The sequence below is a fragment of the Nocardiopsis terrae genome (assembly GCF_014651695.1).
GTDB classification, from domain to species: Bacteria; Actinomycetota; Actinomycetes; order Streptosporangiales; family Streptosporangiaceae; genus Nocardiopsis; species Nocardiopsis terrae.
In genome coordinates this window covers 231,874-250,386 of record NZ_BMXJ01000006.1, presented here as the reverse complement: position 1 = coordinate 250,386, position 18,513 = coordinate 231,874, and the positions used below count along the sequence as shown (strand labels likewise).

Here is an 18,513-nt window from a genome sequence, read left to right as displayed (position 1 = left end):
CTCGGAACGACAACGGGGGCCGCACCGTCGGACGGTGCGGCCCCCGTGTGCCCGGGTCAGGCGTCGATGCGTTCCAGGTCGAGCTCCTGCGCGCCCTCCTGGATGAACCTGCGACGCGGGGCCACCTCGTTGCCCATCAGCAGGTTGAACACGGAGGCGGCCTCCTCCGCCTGCTCCACCCGAATGCGGCGCAGGGTGCGGTGGCGCGGGTCCATGGTCGTCTCGGCGAGCTGGTCGGCGTCCATCTCACCCAGGCCCTTGTACCGCTGCACCGGCTCCTTCCAGGAGATCTTGCGCTTCTCCAGGTCCAGCAGGGTGCGTGAGAGCTCGGCGTCGGAGTAGGTGTAGATGTAGCGGTCCTCCGGCTTGGCCCCGCGCTTGCGCCGGACGTTGGTCAGCTCGATGCGGTGCAGCGGCGGGACGGCCGCGTACACGCGCCCGGCCTCCAGCATCGGCCGCATGTACCGGTAGATGAGGGTGAGCAGCAGGCAGCGGATGTGCGCGCCGTCGACGTCGGCGTCGGCCATCAGGATGACACGGCCGTAGCGGGCGGCGTCCAGGTCGAAGGTCCGACCCGAGCCGGCCCCGATGACCTGGAGGATCGCCGCGCACTCGGCGTTCTTGAGCATGTCCGCGACCGAGGACTTCTGCACGTTGAGGATCTTGCCCCGGATGGGCAGGAGGGCCTGGAACTCGGAGTCGCGGGCGAGCTTGGCGGTGCCCAGCGCGGAGTCACCCTCCACGATGAAGAGTTCGCTGTGCTCGAGCCCCTCGCTGCGGCAGTCCACCAGCTTGGCGGGCAGGGCCGAGCTCTCCAGGGCGTTCTTGCGGCGCTGGGTCTCGCGCTGCTGGCGGGCGGCCAGACGGGCCTTGGCCGCACCCACGACCTTCTCCATGACGCTGCGCGCCTTGGCCTTCTCCGCCTTCTTCGTGGAGGCGAGGAACTCGCGCAGTTCCCTGCCGACCACCTGGGAGACGATACGGGAGGCCGCGGAGGTGCCGAGGATCTCCTTGGTCTGCCCCTCGAACTGCGGCTCGGGCAGGCGCACGGTGACGACCGCGGTCAGCCCCTCCTGGGTGTCGTCCTTGGTGACCGGGTCGTCGTTGTTCCTGAGCAGCTTGGTGGCACGCAACTGGTCGTTGACGACCCGGACCAGGGCGCGCTCGAAGCCGTTGATGTGGGTGCCGCCCTTGGGGGTGGCGATCACGTTGACGAAGGAGCGCACGGTGGTGTCGTAGCCGGCGCCCCAGCGCAGGGCCACGTCCACGTCCAGGCGGCGGTCGACGTCGGCGGGGACCATGTGGCCGGACTCGTCCAGGACCGGGACGGTCTCGGTGAAGTTGCCCGAGCCCTGGATCCGCAGGACGTCGCTGATCGCCTCGTCCGGGGCCAGGAAGGTGCAGAACTCGCTGATCCCGCCGTCGAAGCGGAACTCCTCGGTGTAGGCGGGCTCGCCCTCGGCGCGCTCGTCGCGCACCGCGATGGTCAGCCCGGGGATGAGGAAGGCGGTCTGGCGGGCCCGGTCGAGCAGGTTCTCCCGGGTGATCTCGGCGTCCTTGAGGAAGATCTGCCGGTCCGGCCAGAAGCGGATCCGGGTGCCGGTGATCTTCTTGGCGATCTTGCGGGTCTGTTCGAGCCCGGAGACCGGGGTGAACTCGGCGTCGGGTCCGGCTCCGGCGAAACGCCCGGCGATGCCGCGCCGGAAGCTCAGCGCGTGGGTGCTGCCCTGGCGGTCGACCTCGACGTCGACCCGGGCGGACAGGGCGTTGACGACGGAGGCGCCGACGCCGTGGAGACCGCCGGACGCGGTGTAGGACCCGGAGCCGAACTTGCCGCCCGCGTGGAGCTTGGTCATGACCAGTTCGACACCGGACAGGCCGGACTTGGGTTCTATGTCGACGGGGATACCGCGGCCATCGTCGCTGACGGCGACGGAGCCGTCGCTGTGCAGGGTCACGTCGATGCGCCCGCAGTGGCCGCCGAGGGCCTCGTCCACGGAGTTGTCGATGATTTCCCACATGCAGTGGGTGAGGCCACGACTGTCGGTGGAGCCGATGTACATGCCCGGCCGTTTGCGCACCGCCTCGAGGCCCTCGAGGACCGACAGGTGCCGGGCGGAGTAATCCTCGGGATCGTGGACGGCTGCGGTCAAGGCGGTCACTCGGACATCTCCTGCGTCTTGAGGGGCAATCGGGGCGCTGTGCGGTGCGTGCCCTTCGTACCGCGCCGCACCGACTGTTGAGGGGGCCAGGCTACGACGAGCCGGGGGCTCCGTCGTGGCAGGACCGTGTGTGGGCGGAGTCGTGTCCCCCGGATTCGGGGCGCCGGCGTCGTCGCCGGGGCCGCTGTGACGGGCTCCACGGGCCGACGCGGGGTCGGACGGGCCTGCCCCGCGCGAGACTACCACCTCCGGTGGATGCGACCTGGATACTCCCGTTTTCCGGGGATAGCCGTGCCTCACCCAGGGGTACAACAAGGAGTAGGGACGGTCTCCGACAAGAAAGGTGCCATAGCGCTACACCCAGGCATGAATCGGGCGGATTCCGCTGTCGGCGTACACGGGGTCCGGTTGGGAACGTCTGGGTCGGGTTAGATGTTGTCAGAGGTGACTAACGCCGAGTATTGAGGATGGCGAAGTGACTGGAACCCTTGCCCCCACTCAGCCGCTGACGGCTGCTGACCGCTGCGACCGCTGTGGTGCACCGGCGTACGTCCGAGTGTTGTTCGAATCCGGCGGCGAACTCCTGTTCTGCGCACACCACATGCGCAAGCATGACGACTCAATCCGCAAGATCGCCTCGGACATCCAGGACGAGACGGACAAGCTCAACGAGAGCAAGTAGCGCGCGGTAGAGCGTTAGCCACAACGACCACGAAACGTCGACGGCGGCCCCCGGAGAACGGGGGCCGCCGTCCTCGTTGTCGGGACCCGTGGCCGACGCCTCCGGCCCGCGACCGGGCCGGAGGACGGGTCTCAGTCGGCCAGCACCCGGTTGTGGTAGCGCGAGACCTCCGCGAACCCCGCGCCCCGGTACAGCCGCAGAGCGGGTTCGTTGTCGGCGACCACACACAGGTAGGCCCGGCGAGCACCCCTGTCGTACGCCCGGACCAGCAGGTCGGCCAGCACCGCCCCGGCCACACCGCGCCCGCGGGCGGCCCGCGCGGTGACCATCGCGCAGATCGCCACCGACTCCCCGTCCAGTACCGCGCAGCCCCGGCCGTCCCCGTCTCCGTGGACCCCGTAGACGGCGTCCACCCGGCTCAGGATGCGCACGACGCCCTCGGCGTGGTCCGCACTCACGCCCGTCTGGGAGAAGAGCTCCGTCCAGCGCTCCGTGGGGGAGTCCGAGATCCCGGTCGCCCCCGGACCCCGGGGGCGTTCCCGCAGCTCTCTGGCCAGTACCAGGGTCGGTTCCACCACCGCGTAACCGTGCTCGGCCAACCGCGCGTCCACCTCCTCCTCCCCCGGCCACACCTGCGCGCAGGGCCGCAGCCCGTACGCACGGTAGAACCGGGTGACCTCCTCGACGTCGGCTCCCGGATCCCGCACCAGGGCGCAGTTGGCCCGCTTGGTGATCCCGTCGGCCAGGCCGAAGCGCCAGCCGCCCCGCGTGCGGGTGTGGAACGCGGGCCAGTCCCGTGACACCCGCTCCGCCCATGCGTGCATGTTCGTTTCCTCACTGTCCTGCGGTCGAAGGCCGCAGATCCTATCCGTCCGGGCGGGCACCGGGTCGCCTCCCCCCGCACCCGCCCGACCCGGCACCCCGCACCCCGGAAGGCGTCCGGCAGGAGCACGCCCCGCCGCGCGACGGCCTAACATGGGCTCGGCCCCGCACCGCGCACGACCTGGAGAATCCTCAGATGTTCATCCTGCTCCCGCCCTCCGAGGGCAAGGCCGCCTCCGGTGACGGGCCCCGTCTGGACCAGGGCGCGCTGACCCTGCCCGAGCTGGCCCCGGCACGGGAGCGGGTCATGGCCGCGCTGGCCGAACTCTGCTCGGGCCCCGAGGACACCGCACGCGAGGTCCTCGGCCTGTCGGTGTCCCAGAGCGACGCCCTCAAACGCAACCTGGACGCGGCCACCGCGCCCACGCTGCGCGCCGCCGAGCTCTACACGGGTGTGCTCTACGACCGTCTCGGCCTGTCCGGGCTGCTCGACGGGGACGACGCCCTCGTCCGGGACCGGATCCTGGTGTTCTCCGGCCTGTGGGGCGTGGTGGGCCCCGCCGACCGGCTGCCGCCCTACCGGCTGGCCATGGGCGTGAAGCTACCGCCGCTGGGCGGCCTGGGCGCGTACTGGCGCAGGGCGCTGGCCGGGCCGCTCGGCGAGCTCACGGAGGGACGCCTGCTCGTGGACTGCCGCTCGGCGGCCTACGCCGCGGCCTTCAAGCCCGCCGGGGAGGCGGCCGAGCGGACCGTGGCGGTACGTGTGCTGCGCGAGCGCGAGGTGGACGGGGTGACCAGGCGTTCCGTGGTCAGCCACATGGCCAAGGCCACCCGGGGCGACGTCGCCCGTGCCCTGGTCAGCGAGAACGTCCAGGCCCGCACACCACAGGAGCTGGTCTCGGCGCTGCAGGACCTCGGGCACACCGTGGAACTGCCGCCCGCGGCCAGGCCGGGGACCGCCCGCGCGATGGACGTGATCGTCCGCGACTGACCGCGTGAAGCGTCCCCCTCGCCCCTCCCCGGCCGCTGCCAGGCCGTCGAAAGCGCCCGTCGCCGGGCGCGCGCTCCGGACGGGGTGATCAGCGCAGGAAACCGGATCAGGGCGACTTTATGCCACACCTACAGGGCGTGCGGCAGCATGGGCGGCATCGGATGGAGATCGGACTCCGTGCGGGGACAGTGAAGTGCCTGAAGTCACGCGAGGGACACGCGGGGGTCGCCACGCCCGTGAGCGGACCAGGGCACCGAACACGACAGGCGCGCCTTCCCGGAGCCCGGGAGAGCGCGCCTGTTCGCTTTCGTCGTCTCAGCCTGAAACGTGGGTCTTCACCCGGACCGGCTGACTAGTCCAGGTAGTCGCGGAGCACCTGCGAGCGCGAGGGGTGACGGAGCTTCGACATCGTCTTGCTCTCGATCTGCCGGATGCGCTCTCGGGTGACCCCGTAGACCTTGCCGATCTCGTCTAAAGTCTTCGGCTGACCGTCGGTCAGACCGAAGCGCATCGAGACGACGCCGGCCTCGCGCTCGGACAGGGTGTCGAGCACCGAGTGCAGCTGCTCCTGGAGCAGGGTGAAGCTGACCGCCTCGCCCGGCTGGATCGCCTCGGAGTCCTCGATGAGGTCACCGAACTCGCTGTCGCCGTCCTCGCCCAGCGGAGTGTGCAGGGAGATCGGCTCACGGCCGTACTTCTGCACCTCGACGACCTTCTCAGGGGTCATGTCGAGTTCCTTGGCCAGCTCCTCCGGGGTGGGCTCACGGCCCAGGTCCTGGAGCATCTGGCGCTGGACGCGGGCCAGCTTGTTGATGACCTCGACCATGTGCACCGGGATACGGATGGTGCGGGCCTGGTCGGCCATCGCCCTGGTGATCGCCTGGCGGATCCACCACGTGGCGTACGTGGAGAACTTGAAGCCCTTGGTGTAGTCGAACTTCTCCACCGCGCGGATCAGACCGAGGTTGCCCTCCTGGATCAGGTCCAGGAACAGCATGCCGCGGCCGGTGTAGCGCTTGGCCAGGGACACGACCAGGCGCAGGTTGGCCTCGAGCAGGTGCTTCTTGGCGCGGCCGCCGTCCTCGGCGATCCACTCCAGTTCGTCACGGAGCTCGAAGGTGAGGACCTCGCCCTCCTCTGAGAGCTTCTCCTCGGCGAACAGGCCGGCCTCGATCCGCTTGGCGAGCTCGACCTCCTGCTCGGCGTTGAGGAGCGGCACCTTGCCGATCTGCTTCAGGTAGTCCTTGACCGGGTCCGCGGTGGCACCGGCCGCGACCACCTGTGCGGCGGGGGCGTCGTCGTCATCGTCGTACAGGACGAAGGAGTCGTCGTCCTTGCTCGGCTTGACCGGGGCACCGACGGTCTCGGGCTTGGCGGGCTTGGCCGGGGCGTCGGCGTCCTCGACCAGCTCCAGCTCGGCACCGGTGTGTTCGAGGTCGTCGTCCAGCCCCTCCTCGACGAACTCGCCCGAACCCGAAGCTAGTTCGAGGTCCTTCTTCGCCGTCTTCTTGGCCGTCGTCTTCTTGGCCGGGGCCTTGGCGGTGGTCTTGGCCGCCGCGGTCTTCTTGGGAGCGGCCGCCTTCTTCGCGGTCGCCGTCTTCTTGGCCGCGGGCTTCTTGGCGGCGGTGCCCTCGGAGGAGTCGACGACGGCGGTGACCGTCTCCGGCTGTTCCTGGGCAGCCGCCGCACGGGCGGGCTTGGCGGCCCGGCTCGTGGTCGAGCGGGTCGTGGTGCTGGACCGAGGAGCGGCCGTCTTGCGCCGTGTGGTCTTGCGCCGCGAGGAGGCCGACTCCGGAACGAGTACGGTCACGCCCTCCTTGGCGAGGCTTCGGAGCACGGACTGCGCCTGCGACATCGGGATTTCGGCCTCTTCGAAGGCACGGCGCACGTCCTCGGGCTCAAGAAAGCCCTGGGACCGCCCACGCTCGATCAGCTGCTGAATGACGGGCTCTTGCAGTGACTCGGACTGCTTCGAGCGAGTCGAACTGGCAGATGACACAAACACCTCTCGAACGGACGTGTGGCGAGATTGTCGGACCCGTTGGCCCGCTGACGCGGGACCGGGCACTGCACCCTCTCCCACCTGCGGCCTGGGATCGTCCCCACTGGGCGGGGAAGCCGGGGTCACCCCCGTCTTCGCGGGGCACGGCGGCTTCTTCACTGTAGGCAAGGCAATGGACTTGTTCGTACGGTCTACCGCTCCGACCCGGAATCGATCACCGGAAGCTGAACGGCGAGCAGAGTGACGTCATCGTCCTGCTCATACCCTTCGAGCATGCTCTCCACAAGGTACTCCAGCATCTGCTGTGGATCGCCCACCACTTCGGGCTGGGCCTGGGACGCTCTCCGGAGCAACTCGTCGAGACCTGCGTCGACCGAACGTTTGCGGTTCTCAACCAGTCCATCGGAGTAGAGAGCGACAGTGTTACCGGGTTGTACGAAGAATTTGTGGTGACCTCTCGTGGAGCTGACCCCGAGCGGTGTGTCCGGTTCGGTGTCGAGCAGCGAGGGCCCCGCGTTGCCGGCGACCACCAGCGGCGGGAGGTGGCCCGCGTTGCTGAGGTCGAGTTGTCCGGTGACGGGGTCCAGAACGAAGTAGACCAGCGTTGTTACCTGGTCCATTCCCTCCGTGGCCGTGAACATGCGGTCGAGTCCGGTCAACACGTCGGCTGGTTCGGGCATGGAGAACGCCAGTGCCCTCAACGCGTTGCGGATCCGGCTCATTCCCGCCGCCGCCGGGATGCCCTTGCCCATGACGTCGCCGAGCACCCCGGCGACGCGGCCGTCGGGCAGCGGGAAGGCGTCGTACCAGTCCCCGCCGACCTGCACGTGCTGGGAACCCGACCGGTAGTAGGCGGCCAGGCGCACCCCGCGCACCTCGGGCAGCTCCTCGGGCAGCAGGCTGCGCTGGAGCTCCTCGGCGGTTCCGTGTTCGCGTTCGTAGACGATCGCCCGGCCGATGGCCAGGGCGCACTGTCCGGCGAGCGCCTCCAGGAACACCCGCTCCTCGTCGGTGACCTCCCGCTGGGCGTCGAAGGAGAAGCGCAGGGCCCCGATCGGGCGGCCCGCCGCCATCATCGGCAGCGCCACCCAGGCGCGTTCCCCGGTCCGCTCGACCAGGCTCTCCACCTCGGGCGCGTGCTCCATGAGTTCGCCCAGCTCGGCCGGGCTGGCCGCCAGCCGCGGCGCCCGGTCGGCGACGGCCCTGGCCGCGACGTCGGGGTAGTCCAGCGCGAACCCGCGTTCGGGCAGGCCCACGCAACCGTCCGCGGAGAGCATCCGCAGGCGCAGCCGGTCCCGGTCCAGGAGGGCGACGGAGGTGTGGTCGGCGCCCACACCGGAACGCCCGATCTCGGACATGGCCTGGACGACCTCGTCCGCGGTGAGGGCCTCGGCCAGGTCCGAGGTGGCCTTCTGCAGGCGGGCGGTACGCATCGCCGCCTCGCTGAGCTGCTGGTTGAGGCGCTGGCGCAGTTCGTCCGCCTCGCGCTCGGTGGTGATGTCGGCCAGGGTGCCGACCCACTCGGCGGTCTCGGCGCCGTCCATGACCGGGTTCGCCCGGGCCCGGTAGTGGACGTAGCCGCCCGCGCGGGTGCGCACACGGAACATCGTGTCGAAGGGGGTGACGTCCAGGACGGCGTCGTCCCAGGCGCGCTCCACCCGGTTGCGGTCGTCGGGGTGGAGGGCGTCGAGCCAGCCCCGGCCCAGGTAGTCGTCCGGGCTCTGACCGGTCACGGCCCGCCACTGGGGGCAGTCCTCGCGCACGTCGCCGCCCGGGCCCGCCGACCAGACGATCTGGTTGCCCGTCTGGAGCAGGGCGCGCAGGCGCTGCTCCTGGCGTCGGGAGTCGGCGTCCTCGTGGTCCCGGGCGGCGATGAGGGCGATGTGCTCGTCGCCGTTGGCGGGGTCGTTGACCGGAAACCAGGTGAGGTCCCAGGCCTGCCCGGAGGAGGCGCGGTGGCGGTCGCGCACCGCGTGCCCGCTCTCGCGCACCCGGGCCACGGAGGTTCGTTGGGCACGGGCCCCGGCCTCGTCACCGGCCTCGGCCAGGGCCTGGGCGGGCGTGCGGCCCAGGCAGCGGGCGGGGGTGCTGCCGAAGACGGTGGCCAGCCGGGGGTTGATCGAAACGAAGACGTCGTCGGGTCCCAGCAGCGCGAATCCGATGGGCGCGTCGGTGAGAAGGGATTTCACCGCGTCAGGCAGTTCCGCCACGCTGATCCGGGGTGGGGGAATGGACGTCTCGGCGCTCAACTGCTCGACACCTCCGGAACCTTCGGATTCCCCAGCCGTGTTTTCGTCGGGGTTGTTCGTGGACCGCGCGGGGGTCCCTGCCACCGTGCCCGCCACCCGTTCGCGGCGGCACTGTGGCGCGGGGTGCGCGGCGCCGATTCCGGTCGGGGGCTCCGCGGCCCCAGGAGTCACGCTCCATGACTCCTCTCGGCCGCTGTCACGGCTCAAGCATAAGACACAGCCGTCCACACGCAACGGCCGCCGTGGCGGAGGGGCCGCCGCGGACACGGAAGGTAAATGCTAGGCCACCGAACCCTCCCCCCACAGCCGACCGGGGGTTTTGCGGGCGTGTTTTCCCATAATTACCAGCGATGGCCGGGGGCGGACGGTTTACAGAGAACTCTTCGAAACAGGACTGTTATATGCCCGAAACGTCCTTTTCGCCTCGCTGACCTGCGAGGACAAAGCAACCAGGGTAAACGGCACCTCCCCCATGTTTTATCAACAGCGTGCCGCAGGAGGGGTTGACAGTCCAGCCAGAACAAGTGAAATGGGTGGAGGTCACCGTCCAGGCCATCTTCAGCTAGGGGTGTGAGCAAGAATGCTCCAGACCTTCCCGGTCCAGGATCTCAGGCAGATCTCGGCGAGACTTCACGACGAGTTCAGCGGTCTGTCCCACCGCTGCGTCGAGCGCTGTGTCAGCGATACCTGGAACTGCGTCGAACACCTGGGCATCACGGTCACTCCACACCTCGTAGAGCGGGTCGCCCGCGAACACCTCGAGGCCATGGTGAACTCCGTGCCGCCCTCACAAGCCGTCAGGAAGGCCACCCGCCACCCTGGCACCACACTGTTCACCGGCCACCGAGCGGTTCCCGAACCGCGCTGACCCGGGGGCGTCCCGAAGCCGGGTACGGGCCCCGTAGGCGCCGTGCCCGGCTTCGGGCTGCCCCCGGACCGCTGGGCTGCGCCGTGCACAGGCGGGATCACCACCGGTTCCAACTGGCATACGCTCGGACCGTGCCCTCCTCTTCGCCCTCACCCACAGGCCCCGACGTCCCCGCCGCCGCCTTCGAGGAGATGCTGCGCGCGGCCAGAGCCCTGCTCGCCATGCGGCACCCGCTCGACGCCGAACTGGCCTTCAGCGAACTCCTCGGCTCCTGGTGGGGCGAACGGCTGCCCGGGGTCGACGTCGAACGCCTGCTCGGCGAAGGGCTCATCACGCACGCCACCGCCGCCGGAAAACCCGCGGGCCTGGGCGTGCTGGCCGCCATCACCGCCCTGGGCACCTCGGCCTCACAGCGGGAACTGGCCGAACAGGGGATGATCGCCCTGCGGGAGCGAGGGCTGCAGGCCCCGGCCTGGGCCTCCCAGCTGGGCGCGGTGACCCCGGTGTCCGTGTACGTCAACGGTGACCGGTTCGGCGACACCGACGACGTGGTGTGCGTGTTCAGCCGGGACGCCCCCGACAGCACCGGCGCCCTGCCGCCCGAGCACGCCCTCATCCTGGTCGTGGACCACAACAGCGGCGGCCTGCTGCGCGACGCCTGGGTGACGACCAAGGTCGACCTGCTCCTGGAGCAGTGCCGGGAACAGGCCCGCGCCGACGGCTTCGCCCGCTTCGAGCAACTGGAGCTGAGCGAGGCCCGGTCCCTGCTCACCCGCGCCCTGGAGCGCACCGAACGCGTGGTCACCGGGGCCGCGGCCGACCCCTCCGCCGGTCCCACGGTGGAACCGGTGGGCATCGCCTCGGCCGACCTGACCGGCGGTTCGCTGGCCGCGCACTTCGCGTTGGCCGCGTCCCGGGTCCAGCGGCTCCCCCGCCCGCCCAGGGGTGTCCCGGACTCCCCCGTCCCCGTCTGGCGGCGCGACCGGCGCGCGGTGCTGGCCGCCCGGTTCCTCGCCTCGGACCAGGCCGCCGAGCTGTCGGACTCCTATGCGGCGAGCCGGTGCGCGGACCACATCATCACGCACGGCTGCGACGTGGACAGCGGGCGCCCGATGCGGGTCAGCCCGCGCAAGGTGGAGTCGTTCCTGCTGCACTGGCTGCCCGGCCGGGTGGTGCTGCTGCCCGAGGAGCAGGAGGCCATGCCGCACGTCCTCGCCGCATGGGTGCGCTGGGCCGGGGCCCGGACCCGGCTTCCCGAGGTCGCGGTGGGGGCGACGCTCGACGCCCTGTGGGAGGCCACCTCGGCCTTCGCCAAGACCTACCGCGACCCGGCACGCCCCCTCGGACTGCGACAGGACGCGGTGCGGCGGCTGCTGCCGGACGGCGACTTCGCTTCGCTGGCCCGGAGGATGTTCGCGTTCCCGCTCCTGGCCAGTGAACTCGTGACGGGGGCGCCGGAGGAGTTCGACCCGGCCACGTCCAGAGGTCGGCGGGCACTGCTGCGGCTGGACCACTACGGCGAGTACGAGGCGGCCACCCCGCACAGCGGTCGGCACCACTCGACCGGCCAGGACCGCTGGTACCGGCCGGTGACCGGAAGGGACCCGGGCCGGGAGGAGGAACTGGACCGCCACGAGCGCCTGGCCAAACGCCTGTGGGACGGGCGCCCCGCGAACCTGTGGGCGGCGGCCCGGAGGATGCTCGACCGGGGCGCGGACCGTCCCACGGTGCTGGCCGCCCTGGTCGAAACGCTGTACTCCGCCTCCAGCGAGAGCGACCTGCGCCGGAGACTGGACGCGCTGTAGGCGAAGGTCACACGAGCAGTCGCTCGCGGAGGCTCTCCAGGGTCCCGCCGGAGAGCTTCAGGCCGTCGACCACGTAGTTGTCGAACGACCCGTACACCTCGTCCACGTGGCCGAAGGCGCTGTCGAGGTACTCGGCGCGGACCCGGGTCATCGGCTCGACGTCCTCCCAGGGCAGGCCGCTGTGCCGGGACAGCTGACGCATCCAGTGGTCGGTGTTGGCCTGGCGCTCGTTGCTGGTGAGGTAGTCCGCGGTGACGGCCCCGCGGTCCACACCGAGCAGGGTGAGCAGCAGCGCCGCGCCCCAGCCGGTGCGGTCCTTGCCCGCGCTGCAGTGGAAGACCAGGGCGGTCGGGCCCTTGGCGGCGCGTTCGACCAGGTCGCGGTAGCCGTCCAGGGCCTCGTCCTCGGTGACCAGATCACGGTAGACGCCGAACATGAAACGCTCGGCGGCGCCGTTCCCGAACGCCTTGCGGGCCCGCTCCCGGTCGGCGAGCAGGTCGACGAAGTTGGCCCCGGGCGCCTCGGCGTTCTGCACCCCGACCGCGGCGTACTCCGCGCCCTCGGGGACCAGGTCGGGGAGGCGGTCCCGCTCGTGGTGGGTGCGCAGGTCGATCAACTGGCGGATACCGAAGCCGTCGTAGGCGGCACGGTCCTGCTCGGAGATGCTGTGCAGGGCGTCGGACCGGTAGAGGAGGCCGTCGCGCACGGTGCGGCCTTCCCTCGTGCGGTGGCCGCCGAGGTCGCGGAAGTTGGGGGCACTGGGGAGGAGGAAGCCGTCATTCGTCACGACGGCGACGATACCCACCGCCCCGGTACCCCGTCACCACCCGGTCCGGCCTCCGGGTGAACACTCAGCCGGAGGCCTCCCGGATGGCCTCGATCTCGGCTCCCGCCTCCTTGACGTCCTTGGCGGTGTCGACCCCGCGCCAGAACCCCTCGATGCGGTAGGCGGACAGCTTCCCCTCCTTGGCCAGCTCGGGGAAGGTCGAGGACTCGTGGTCGCCCCGGGCCGGCAGGAGCGGGGTCAGGCCCGGCTCGAACAGGTAGACGCCCGCGTTGATCCACACCGGCAGCAGGGGGCTCTGCGTGAAGCCCTCGATCCGGTCGTCGCCGTCGACGTCGACGATGCCCCAGGTGGTGCGGAACTGGGACAGGGCCAGGGTGCCGAGGCCGCCCTTGGCCCGGTGGTGCTCGGTCAGCTCCTTCAGGGAGAACCAGGTGAGAACGTCGCCGTTGAGTGCGAAGTAGGGGGCTCGGGGGTCGCGCAGCCCGGTGGCGGCGTAGCGCAGGGCACCGCCGCGGCCCAGCGGTTCGTCCTCGACCAGCAGCGTGATCTCGGGGCCGCCCTGACGCGCTTCGAGGTGTTCGCGCAGGACCTCGGCCTTGTAACCGCAGGAGACGACGACCTGCTCGACTCCGTGCGAGGCCAGCCACTCCAGCTGGTAGTCGATGATGGGACGCCCGGCCACCTCCACCATCGCCTTGGGGCGGGTGTCGGTGTAGGGCCGCAACCGGGTGGCCTGTCCACCAGCGAGGATCAGCGCCTGCGTGACGGGGGACTCGTTGGATGAGGGTGAAGCGGTCATATACCGGACAGTAGCAGCACGGGAGGCGGGGGATCCTAGCTCTGCTGGGTGGCTTCGGCGTACGCCTTTCGCACGTCCTCGCTGGTGATGACGGTCAGATCGGTGGCGGTGGCCGCCTCCCCCACCTCCTGGGAGACCCTCAGGTCGCGATGGGAGCAGGCCCCCTCGTAGAGGGAGCGGGCGAAGCGGCCGTTGCCCAGTTCGTCGATCCACCCGGTCCCGCACACGTGGGTGAAGATGCTGTGCAGGTCCTGGCGCGCGGTGTCGTCGAAGGCGTCCCCGGTGCGGGCCGCCACCGTGTCCGCGATCTCGGACAGTTCGCCCGGGCTGTAGGAGGGGAACCGCACCCGCACGTTGAAGCGGGAGGACAGCCCGGCGTTCGAGGCCAGGAAGCGGTCCATCTCGTCGGTGTAGCCCGCCAGGACCACCACCAGCCTGTCCCGGTCGTCCTCGGCCCGTTTGAGCAGGGTCTGGATGGCTTCGGCACCGAACGCGTCGCCGCCGCTGTACCCCGGGTTGACCAGGGAGTAGGCCTCGTCGACGAACAGCACCCCGCCCAGGGCGCGGTCGATCAGCCGGTTGGTCTTGACGGCGGTCGCGCCGAGGTGCTCGCCTACCAGGTCGGCGCGCTGGGCCTCCACCACCTCGGCGCGGCCCAGCATGCCCAGGGCGGAGAAGACGCGCCCGAGCACGCGGGCGACCGTGGTCTTGCCGGTACCGGGCGGGCCCGTGAAGACGAAGTGGCGCATCGGCGGCTGGTGCGGCAGTCCCTGCTCCTCGCGCAGCCGGGCCACCCGCAGTTGGGCGACCAGGGAGCGCACCTGTTCCTTGACGGGTTCCAGACCGATCATGCCGTCGAGTTCGGCCATCGCCTCCTCCAGGCCCGGTGACTCCCCGAAACCGGGCAGGCGGGAGGTGAGTTCGGTGTAGGCGGTTTCGACGTCGGCGGCGCATACCGTGACGAGGTCGTCCGCACTGGGCCGGAGCGCCGGTTCGTCCCCGCCCGCCCCGGAGGTGACCACACGGACGTCGCGGGCCTGGGAGGCCTTCTCGACGACGGAGCGGGCGAAACGGCCGTTGCCGAGTTCGTCCACGGCCTCGCGCTGGACGGTCTGGTCGAACCTGCGCCGGAGGGTGCGCGCCGCGTCCGGGTCGAGGAAGTCCCCGCGCTGGGCGACGAGCGCCTCGGCGATCCGGAACAGCTCGGCGGAGGAGTAGCTGGGGAAGCTGATACGGGTGGCGAAACGGGAGGCCAGACCGGGGTTGGAGGCCAGGAAGGCGTCCATTTCCTTCTCGTATCCGGCCAGCACGATCACCAGCTGGCCGCGGTCGTCCTCGGCCCGTTTGAGCAGGGTCTGGACCGCCTCGTTACCGAACCGGTCCGCCTGGCCGTCGCCCTCGTTGACCAGCGAGTACGCCTCGTCGACGAACAGCACCCCGCCCAGGGCTCCGTCGATGAGCTCGTTGGTCTTGATGGCGGTGGCGCCCAGGTACTCGCCCACGAGGTCGGCGCGCTGGGCCTCCACCACCCGGGACGTGGGCAGGAGGCCGAAGGAGTGGAAGATCGTGGCGAGTGTGCGGGCGACACTGGTCTTGCCGGTGCCGGGCGGCCCGGAGAAGACCAGGTGGCGCAGGGGGCGTTCGACGGAGAGACCGGCGTCGGCGCGCAGCCGGGCGGCTTCGATGGAGGCGGCGATCCCGCGGACCTGCTGCTTGACCGGGTCGAGTCCGATCATGTTCTCCAGCTCGGCCAGGGCCTGGTCGACGGGGACGGGCTCCTCCTCGTCACCGGTTCCGTCCCCGGCCGACTCACCCCGGCGGGGCGCCTGGGAGGCACGGCCGCGCTGGGGGCGGGGCCCGCCCTCCTGACCGGGGCCGCCCTCCTGCCCGGGACGGGGTCCGGAGGCGCTGTTCCGCCTCTTCTCGTCGTTGTCCCGGCTCTCCCTGGCCACCTGGCCGGAGGCGGCCAGACGCCACAGCAGGCAGGCGCCGGCGGCGACGTAGAGGGCTGCGATCCCGGCCCCGGCCGGGACGGGCTCGACGACCATCCCGAGCAGGGCGACGGAGAACCCGGCGATGAGTCCCGCCGTCAGCGAGAGCAGGGCGGTGTGCCAGGCGGGGAACTCCCGGGCCCGGCTCGCCGCCAGCACCACGAGCGGGGGCAGGGGCAGGACCAGCAGGACGACCGGCTCCCCGAGCAGGGGGATCTGGAAGAGGGGGACGGCGATGAGCAGCCACACGACCGACACCAGCACGGTGAGGAGGGCGTCGAGCGAGCGCATCAGCGCCGAGAAGGCCGCCAGCAGCAGGAGGGTGCCGACCAGCACGGTGAGCACGGGAAGGCTCAGCACGAAGGCGACGACGGCGACCACCGTGAGCACGACCAGGGCGGCCACCAGACGCCTGCCGAGGGGGACCCCGCGGTAGACGGCGCGCAGGCGGTCCACCCCCGAGGCGCGTTCCGGCTGCGCGGCGGCGGTGGAACGCATCTCGCGCGTCATCCATGCACCTTCCTGCGTGGGGGTCACGTGGTCGGCCCGGGGCCGGAGGAGGTCGGACGGGGCCGGAGGGGACCGGAACCCGGGACGCGGCCGTGGACAAGGAACAGCCTTGCCCCAAGCGGGGCCGGATGTCCAGTGCGGGGCGGCGTGTCGCGGGCCGCCCCGGTTCACAGCAGCGGGATCTGGCCTCCGGGTGCGGGGCGGACCCTGCGCAGATGCCTCCATCGGGGCAGGTCGTCGAGGTAGGCCCAGCTCATCCGGTGCTGTGGGGTGGGCCCGGCCTCGGCCAGGGTGGCGCGGTGCGTCGGCGAGGGGTAGCCCGCGGCCCTCTCGAACCCGTAGCCGGGGTGCGCCTCGGCGAGCTCGGCCATGAGGGCGTCGCGGCGCACCTTGGCCAGGATCGCCGCCGCGGCCACACTCACACAGGTCAGGTCACCCTTGACCTGGGTGCGCACGTTCCAGGGGCGGCCGATGAAGTCGTGTCGGCCGTCGAGGATGACCGCCTCCGGACGGGGCTCCAGCGCGTCCAGGGCCCGACGGGCGGCCCGGTGCAGGGCCTCGGTCATACCGACTTCGTCGATCTCGGCCGCCTCGGACCAGCCGAAGGCGTGGTCGGCGACCCAGGGTTCGACCAGCACGGCGAGCTCGCGGCGCCGTTTGGGGGTCAGGCGCTTGGAGTCGGTGAGCCCGGCGGGCGGTGCGCCGCGGCCGGGGATCGCGGCGCAGACCAGGAGCGGCCCGGCCCAGGCCCCCCGGCCCACCTCGTCCACCCCGGCGACCACGCGTGCGCCCGCCGCCCGGAGTTCGTCCTCGACCTCGAAGGTCGGTGCGGGCTGCGGCCCGCTCACGCGGTCGGGGCCGTTCTTCGATGGGATCGTCTGTGAAGTCGTCGTCGGCACATCCCAACCCTAGGACTGTCCGGTGACCTCCCGGGCCCGCTCCGAGGGGTCGGCCCCGAGGACTCCGGAGCCGATCCGGCGGGTTTTGCGCGACTCACCGACAGTGACAAGCAGTCATGACCCATGACTTTCGGTAGTTTCCGCTTGTCGGAACCGCCGTGCCTGGCCGCCCGGGAGGAATGGACATGCAGCGCACCACGCCGAGGACACGGCCGCGCACCCCAACACGGCGCCCGCCGCGCCACCGGCCCGAACCGGGAGCGAGACCGCGCGTACCGCGCGGTCGCCTCTACGACGTCGTCTCCGCCGCCACCCGCGTGGGTGTGGGCTGGGTGTTCGCGGAGTACGGCCTGGCCCTGCGCGGCAGGGAGGACCTGGTGGCCGGGCATCTGACCGAGGCGGGCATGCCGGTCGCCGCACTCGCGGCACCCCTCGTACCGGCCCTGCTCGTCGCGCTCTCGGTCTCCTTCGCAGTGGGTCTGCTCACATGGCTGACCGGGCCGCTGCTGGCACTGGCCGCCGTGGCCGGCAGCCTCACCGCCGGAGCCCCGCACCTGACCCCGTTCGACTCCTGGGGGGCGACCGCGCTGGTCACAGCGGTCTGCGTACTCATGGCGGTGGGCGGCGGACGGTGGTCGTGGGACTACCTGATCGTCTCGCCCCGGCCCCGGACGCCCCGTCCCGTCCGCCACCGGACAACATCCGCGGAACAGGAGAAAGCCCCCGGTATTTCGCCCCGGCGCCCCGAACACGCCCCGCCACTGCTCTATCCTGTGGGGCAGGCCGCACCACGACGGCCGTATCGACTGTGACGCGGCCCGTTCGAGCCCCTCGGCTGCCCCGGGACCCGCGTCGCCACGACCAGGATTCGGTGGGGGGAACGCCATGTCCGCCTCAGCTTCCGGCCCGACCCCCGACGGGTCCGTGGCCAAGCTGATCGAGATCGCCGAGAAGCCGACGCTGGGCCAACGGCTGATCAGCTGGGCCTCGCGCCCGCCCGGTCGGCTCTACATCCCCGCCTGCTCGGTGATCGGTCTCGTCCTGCTCTTCGAGGACAGCGTGCCCGCCGGGCACCTGCCCACGTTCTTCGTCGGCCTGGGCGCCGGACTGCTCCTGGCGGGCATGGGCGCGCTGCGCCTGGGCATCGCGCTCGCCGTCGCCCGTCCGATGATCCGCCACTACTGGCTGCGCTGGATCAGCGCCCCGCTCATCGCCTTCGCCGCCCTGGGGCTGGCCGTCGCCGACGTGCCCCTCCAGCTTCGGGTGCAGGCCTCCGCCGAACAACTCCTCGAACTGCGCGAGGAGGTGGCCGACCCCACGACCATCCCGCGCAACGGGGAGTGGACCGGCCTGTACTCGCTGCGCAGCGTCTCGGAGACCGACGGGGTCACCCACTACGAGGTGGCGGACGCCGGGCTGTTCCAGCCCGCCGGGCTGGCGTACAGCTCCGAGGAGATCCCCGTGGGCGTCTTCGTCCCCGGTCAGGACTCCCGGATCTACGAGCACGTGTCCGGCGACTGGTACGTCTGGGTGGACCACTGACCGCCCCTCCGCCCCGGCCACGGACTCTTACCCGGCTCTTTGCCGGGGGCTGTCCCGCTCCAACGTGACTCTCACCCTCGACGTGTAGAGATGGTGGCGATCCCCCGGGAGACACCCCTCGAGGTTCTCCCCCAAGGCAGCGTCGCCCACCCGAGGAGAAGCCCCATGCGCGAGTTCGTGCTCACCCTCCACCTGCGCCTTCACGATTCGATCACCGCGCTGCGCCGCGCCCACGCCGTCGGTGACGACGACCTCGCCACCGCCCAGGCCGGGGAGGTCGAGGACCTGGTGGAGATCGCGGCCCGGCACGGGATCGACATCGCCGGTTACGCGGCCCTGTCCCCCACCGGCTGACCCCAGAGGTCGACCACCGGGCCCGGGCGACCGGGCGACCACCACCCGCG

The 18,513-nt window shown here is 71.2% G+C and carries 15 protein-coding genes; 7 read left to right on the top strand and 8 right to left on the bottom strand.

Annotated elements, in window-relative coordinates:
* Positions 1-56: 56 nt before the first annotated feature.
* A complete protein-coding gene (locus IE195_RS18240; RefSeq protein ID WP_191273070.1) occupies positions 57-2,162 on the bottom strand; it encodes a DNA gyrase/topoisomerase IV subunit B in 2,106 nt (701 codons plus the stop codon).
* Positions 2,163-2,637: 475 nt separating this feature from the next.
* Here IE195_RS18240 and IE195_RS18235 point away from each other — a divergent pair, with 475 nt between their 5' ends.
* Positions 2,638-2,844 carry a DUF7455 domain-containing protein gene (locus IE195_RS18235; RefSeq protein ID WP_191273068.1) on the top strand — a complete coding sequence of 69 codons (207 nt, stop codon included), beginning with the start codon at positions 2,638-2,640 and terminating at the stop codon, positions 2,842-2,844.
* A gap of 131 nt (positions 2,845-2,975) precedes the next feature.
* Here the strand turns inward: IE195_RS18235 and IE195_RS18230 are convergent, their stop codons facing one another.
* Complete coding sequence (locus IE195_RS18230; RefSeq protein WP_191273066.1) at positions 2,976-3,668, bottom strand: GNAT family N-acetyltransferase; 693 nt, start codon at positions 3,666-3,668, stop codon at positions 2,976-2,978.
* 194 nt (positions 3,669-3,862) lie between these two features.
* Here IE195_RS18230 and yaaA point away from each other — a divergent pair, with 194 nt between their 5' ends.
* Positions 3,863-4,657: a peroxide stress protein YaaA gene (yaaA, locus tag IE195_RS18225; RefSeq protein WP_191273064.1), complete on the top strand. Its 795-nt coding sequence runs from the start codon at positions 3,863-3,865 to the stop codon at positions 4,655-4,657.
* A 352-nt stretch (positions 4,658-5,009) separates the two neighbouring features.
* Here the strand turns inward: yaaA and IE195_RS18220 are convergent, their stop codons facing one another.
* Together IE195_RS18220 and IE195_RS18215 are read right to left on the bottom strand one after the other, a co-directional pair.
* Complete coding sequence (locus IE195_RS18220) at positions 5,010-6,656, bottom strand: RNA polymerase sigma factor (protein WP_191273061.1); 1,647 nt, start codon at positions 6,654-6,656, stop codon at positions 5,010-5,012.
* A gap of 194 nt (positions 6,657-6,850) precedes the next feature.
* On the bottom strand, positions 6,851-8,908 hold the full coding sequence (locus IE195_RS18215; protein ID WP_191273059.1) for a SpoIIE family protein phosphatase: 2,058 nt from the start codon (positions 8,906-8,908) through the stop codon (positions 6,851-6,853).
* A 580-nt stretch (positions 8,909-9,488) separates the two neighbouring features.
* On the opposite strand from IE195_RS18215, the gene IE195_RS18210 reads away from it, so the two are divergent.
* Positions 9,489-9,776 (top strand): hypothetical protein, encoded by a 288-nt coding sequence (locus tag IE195_RS18210; RefSeq protein WP_191273057.1) that lies wholly within the window; start codon positions 9,489-9,491, stop codon positions 9,774-9,776.
* A 191-nt stretch (positions 9,777-9,967) separates the two neighbouring features.
* Positions 9,968-11,581 (top strand): hypothetical protein, encoded by a 1,614-nt coding sequence (locus IE195_RS18205; protein WP_191273717.1) that lies wholly within the window; start codon positions 9,968-9,970, stop codon positions 11,579-11,581.
* Between the two features lie 7 nt (positions 11,582-11,588).
* On the opposite strand, the gene IE195_RS18200 is transcribed toward IE195_RS18205, so the two are convergent.
* From IE195_RS18200 to rnhB, 4 genes are all read right to left on the bottom strand, one after another.
* The gene (locus tag IE195_RS18200) at positions 11,589-12,386 is read right to left on the bottom strand and encodes a tyrosine-protein phosphatase (RefSeq protein WP_191273055.1); all 798 of its coding nucleotides are present in this window, start codon (positions 12,384-12,386) and stop codon (positions 11,589-11,591) included.
* Positions 12,387-12,432: 46 nt separating this feature from the next.
* Positions 12,433-13,167: a nucleotidyltransferase family protein gene (locus tag IE195_RS18195; protein ID WP_191273053.1), complete on the bottom strand. Its 735-nt coding sequence runs from the start codon at positions 13,165-13,167 to the stop codon at positions 12,433-12,435.
* Between the two features lie 35 nt (positions 13,168-13,202).
* Positions 13,203-15,668 carry an AAA family ATPase gene (locus IE195_RS18190; protein ID WP_191273051.1) on the bottom strand — a complete coding sequence of 822 codons (2,466 nt, stop codon included), beginning with the start codon at positions 15,666-15,668 and terminating at the stop codon, positions 13,203-13,205.
* A 167-nt stretch (positions 15,669-15,835) separates the two neighbouring features.
* Positions 15,836-16,567 carry a ribonuclease HII gene (gene rnhB, locus IE195_RS18185; protein ID WP_373295668.1) on the bottom strand — a complete coding sequence of 244 codons (732 nt, stop codon included), beginning with the start codon at positions 16,565-16,567 and terminating at the stop codon, positions 15,836-15,838.
* 185 nt (positions 16,568-16,752) lie between these two features.
* Between rnhB and IE195_RS18180 the strand changes: the two genes are divergently transcribed.
* The 3 genes from IE195_RS18180 to IE195_RS18170 all read left to right on the top strand — a co-directional run bounded on the left by IE195_RS18180 (position 16,753) and on the right by IE195_RS18170 (position 18,463).
* Positions 16,753-17,379, top strand: coding sequence for a DoxX family protein (locus IE195_RS18180; RefSeq protein WP_191273048.1), 627 nt, complete (start codon positions 16,753-16,755; stop codon positions 17,377-17,379).
* Positions 17,380-17,452: 73 nt separating this feature from the next.
* Positions 17,453-18,109, top strand: a complete 657-nt coding sequence (locus tag IE195_RS18175; protein WP_191273046.1) for a hypothetical protein — start codon at positions 17,453-17,455, stop codon at positions 18,107-18,109.
* 165 nt (positions 18,110-18,274) lie between these two features.
* Positions 18,275-18,463, top strand: a complete 189-nt coding sequence (locus tag IE195_RS18170) for a hypothetical protein (protein WP_191273044.1) — start codon at positions 18,275-18,277, stop codon at positions 18,461-18,463.
* Positions 18,464-18,513 lie beyond the last annotated feature (50 nt).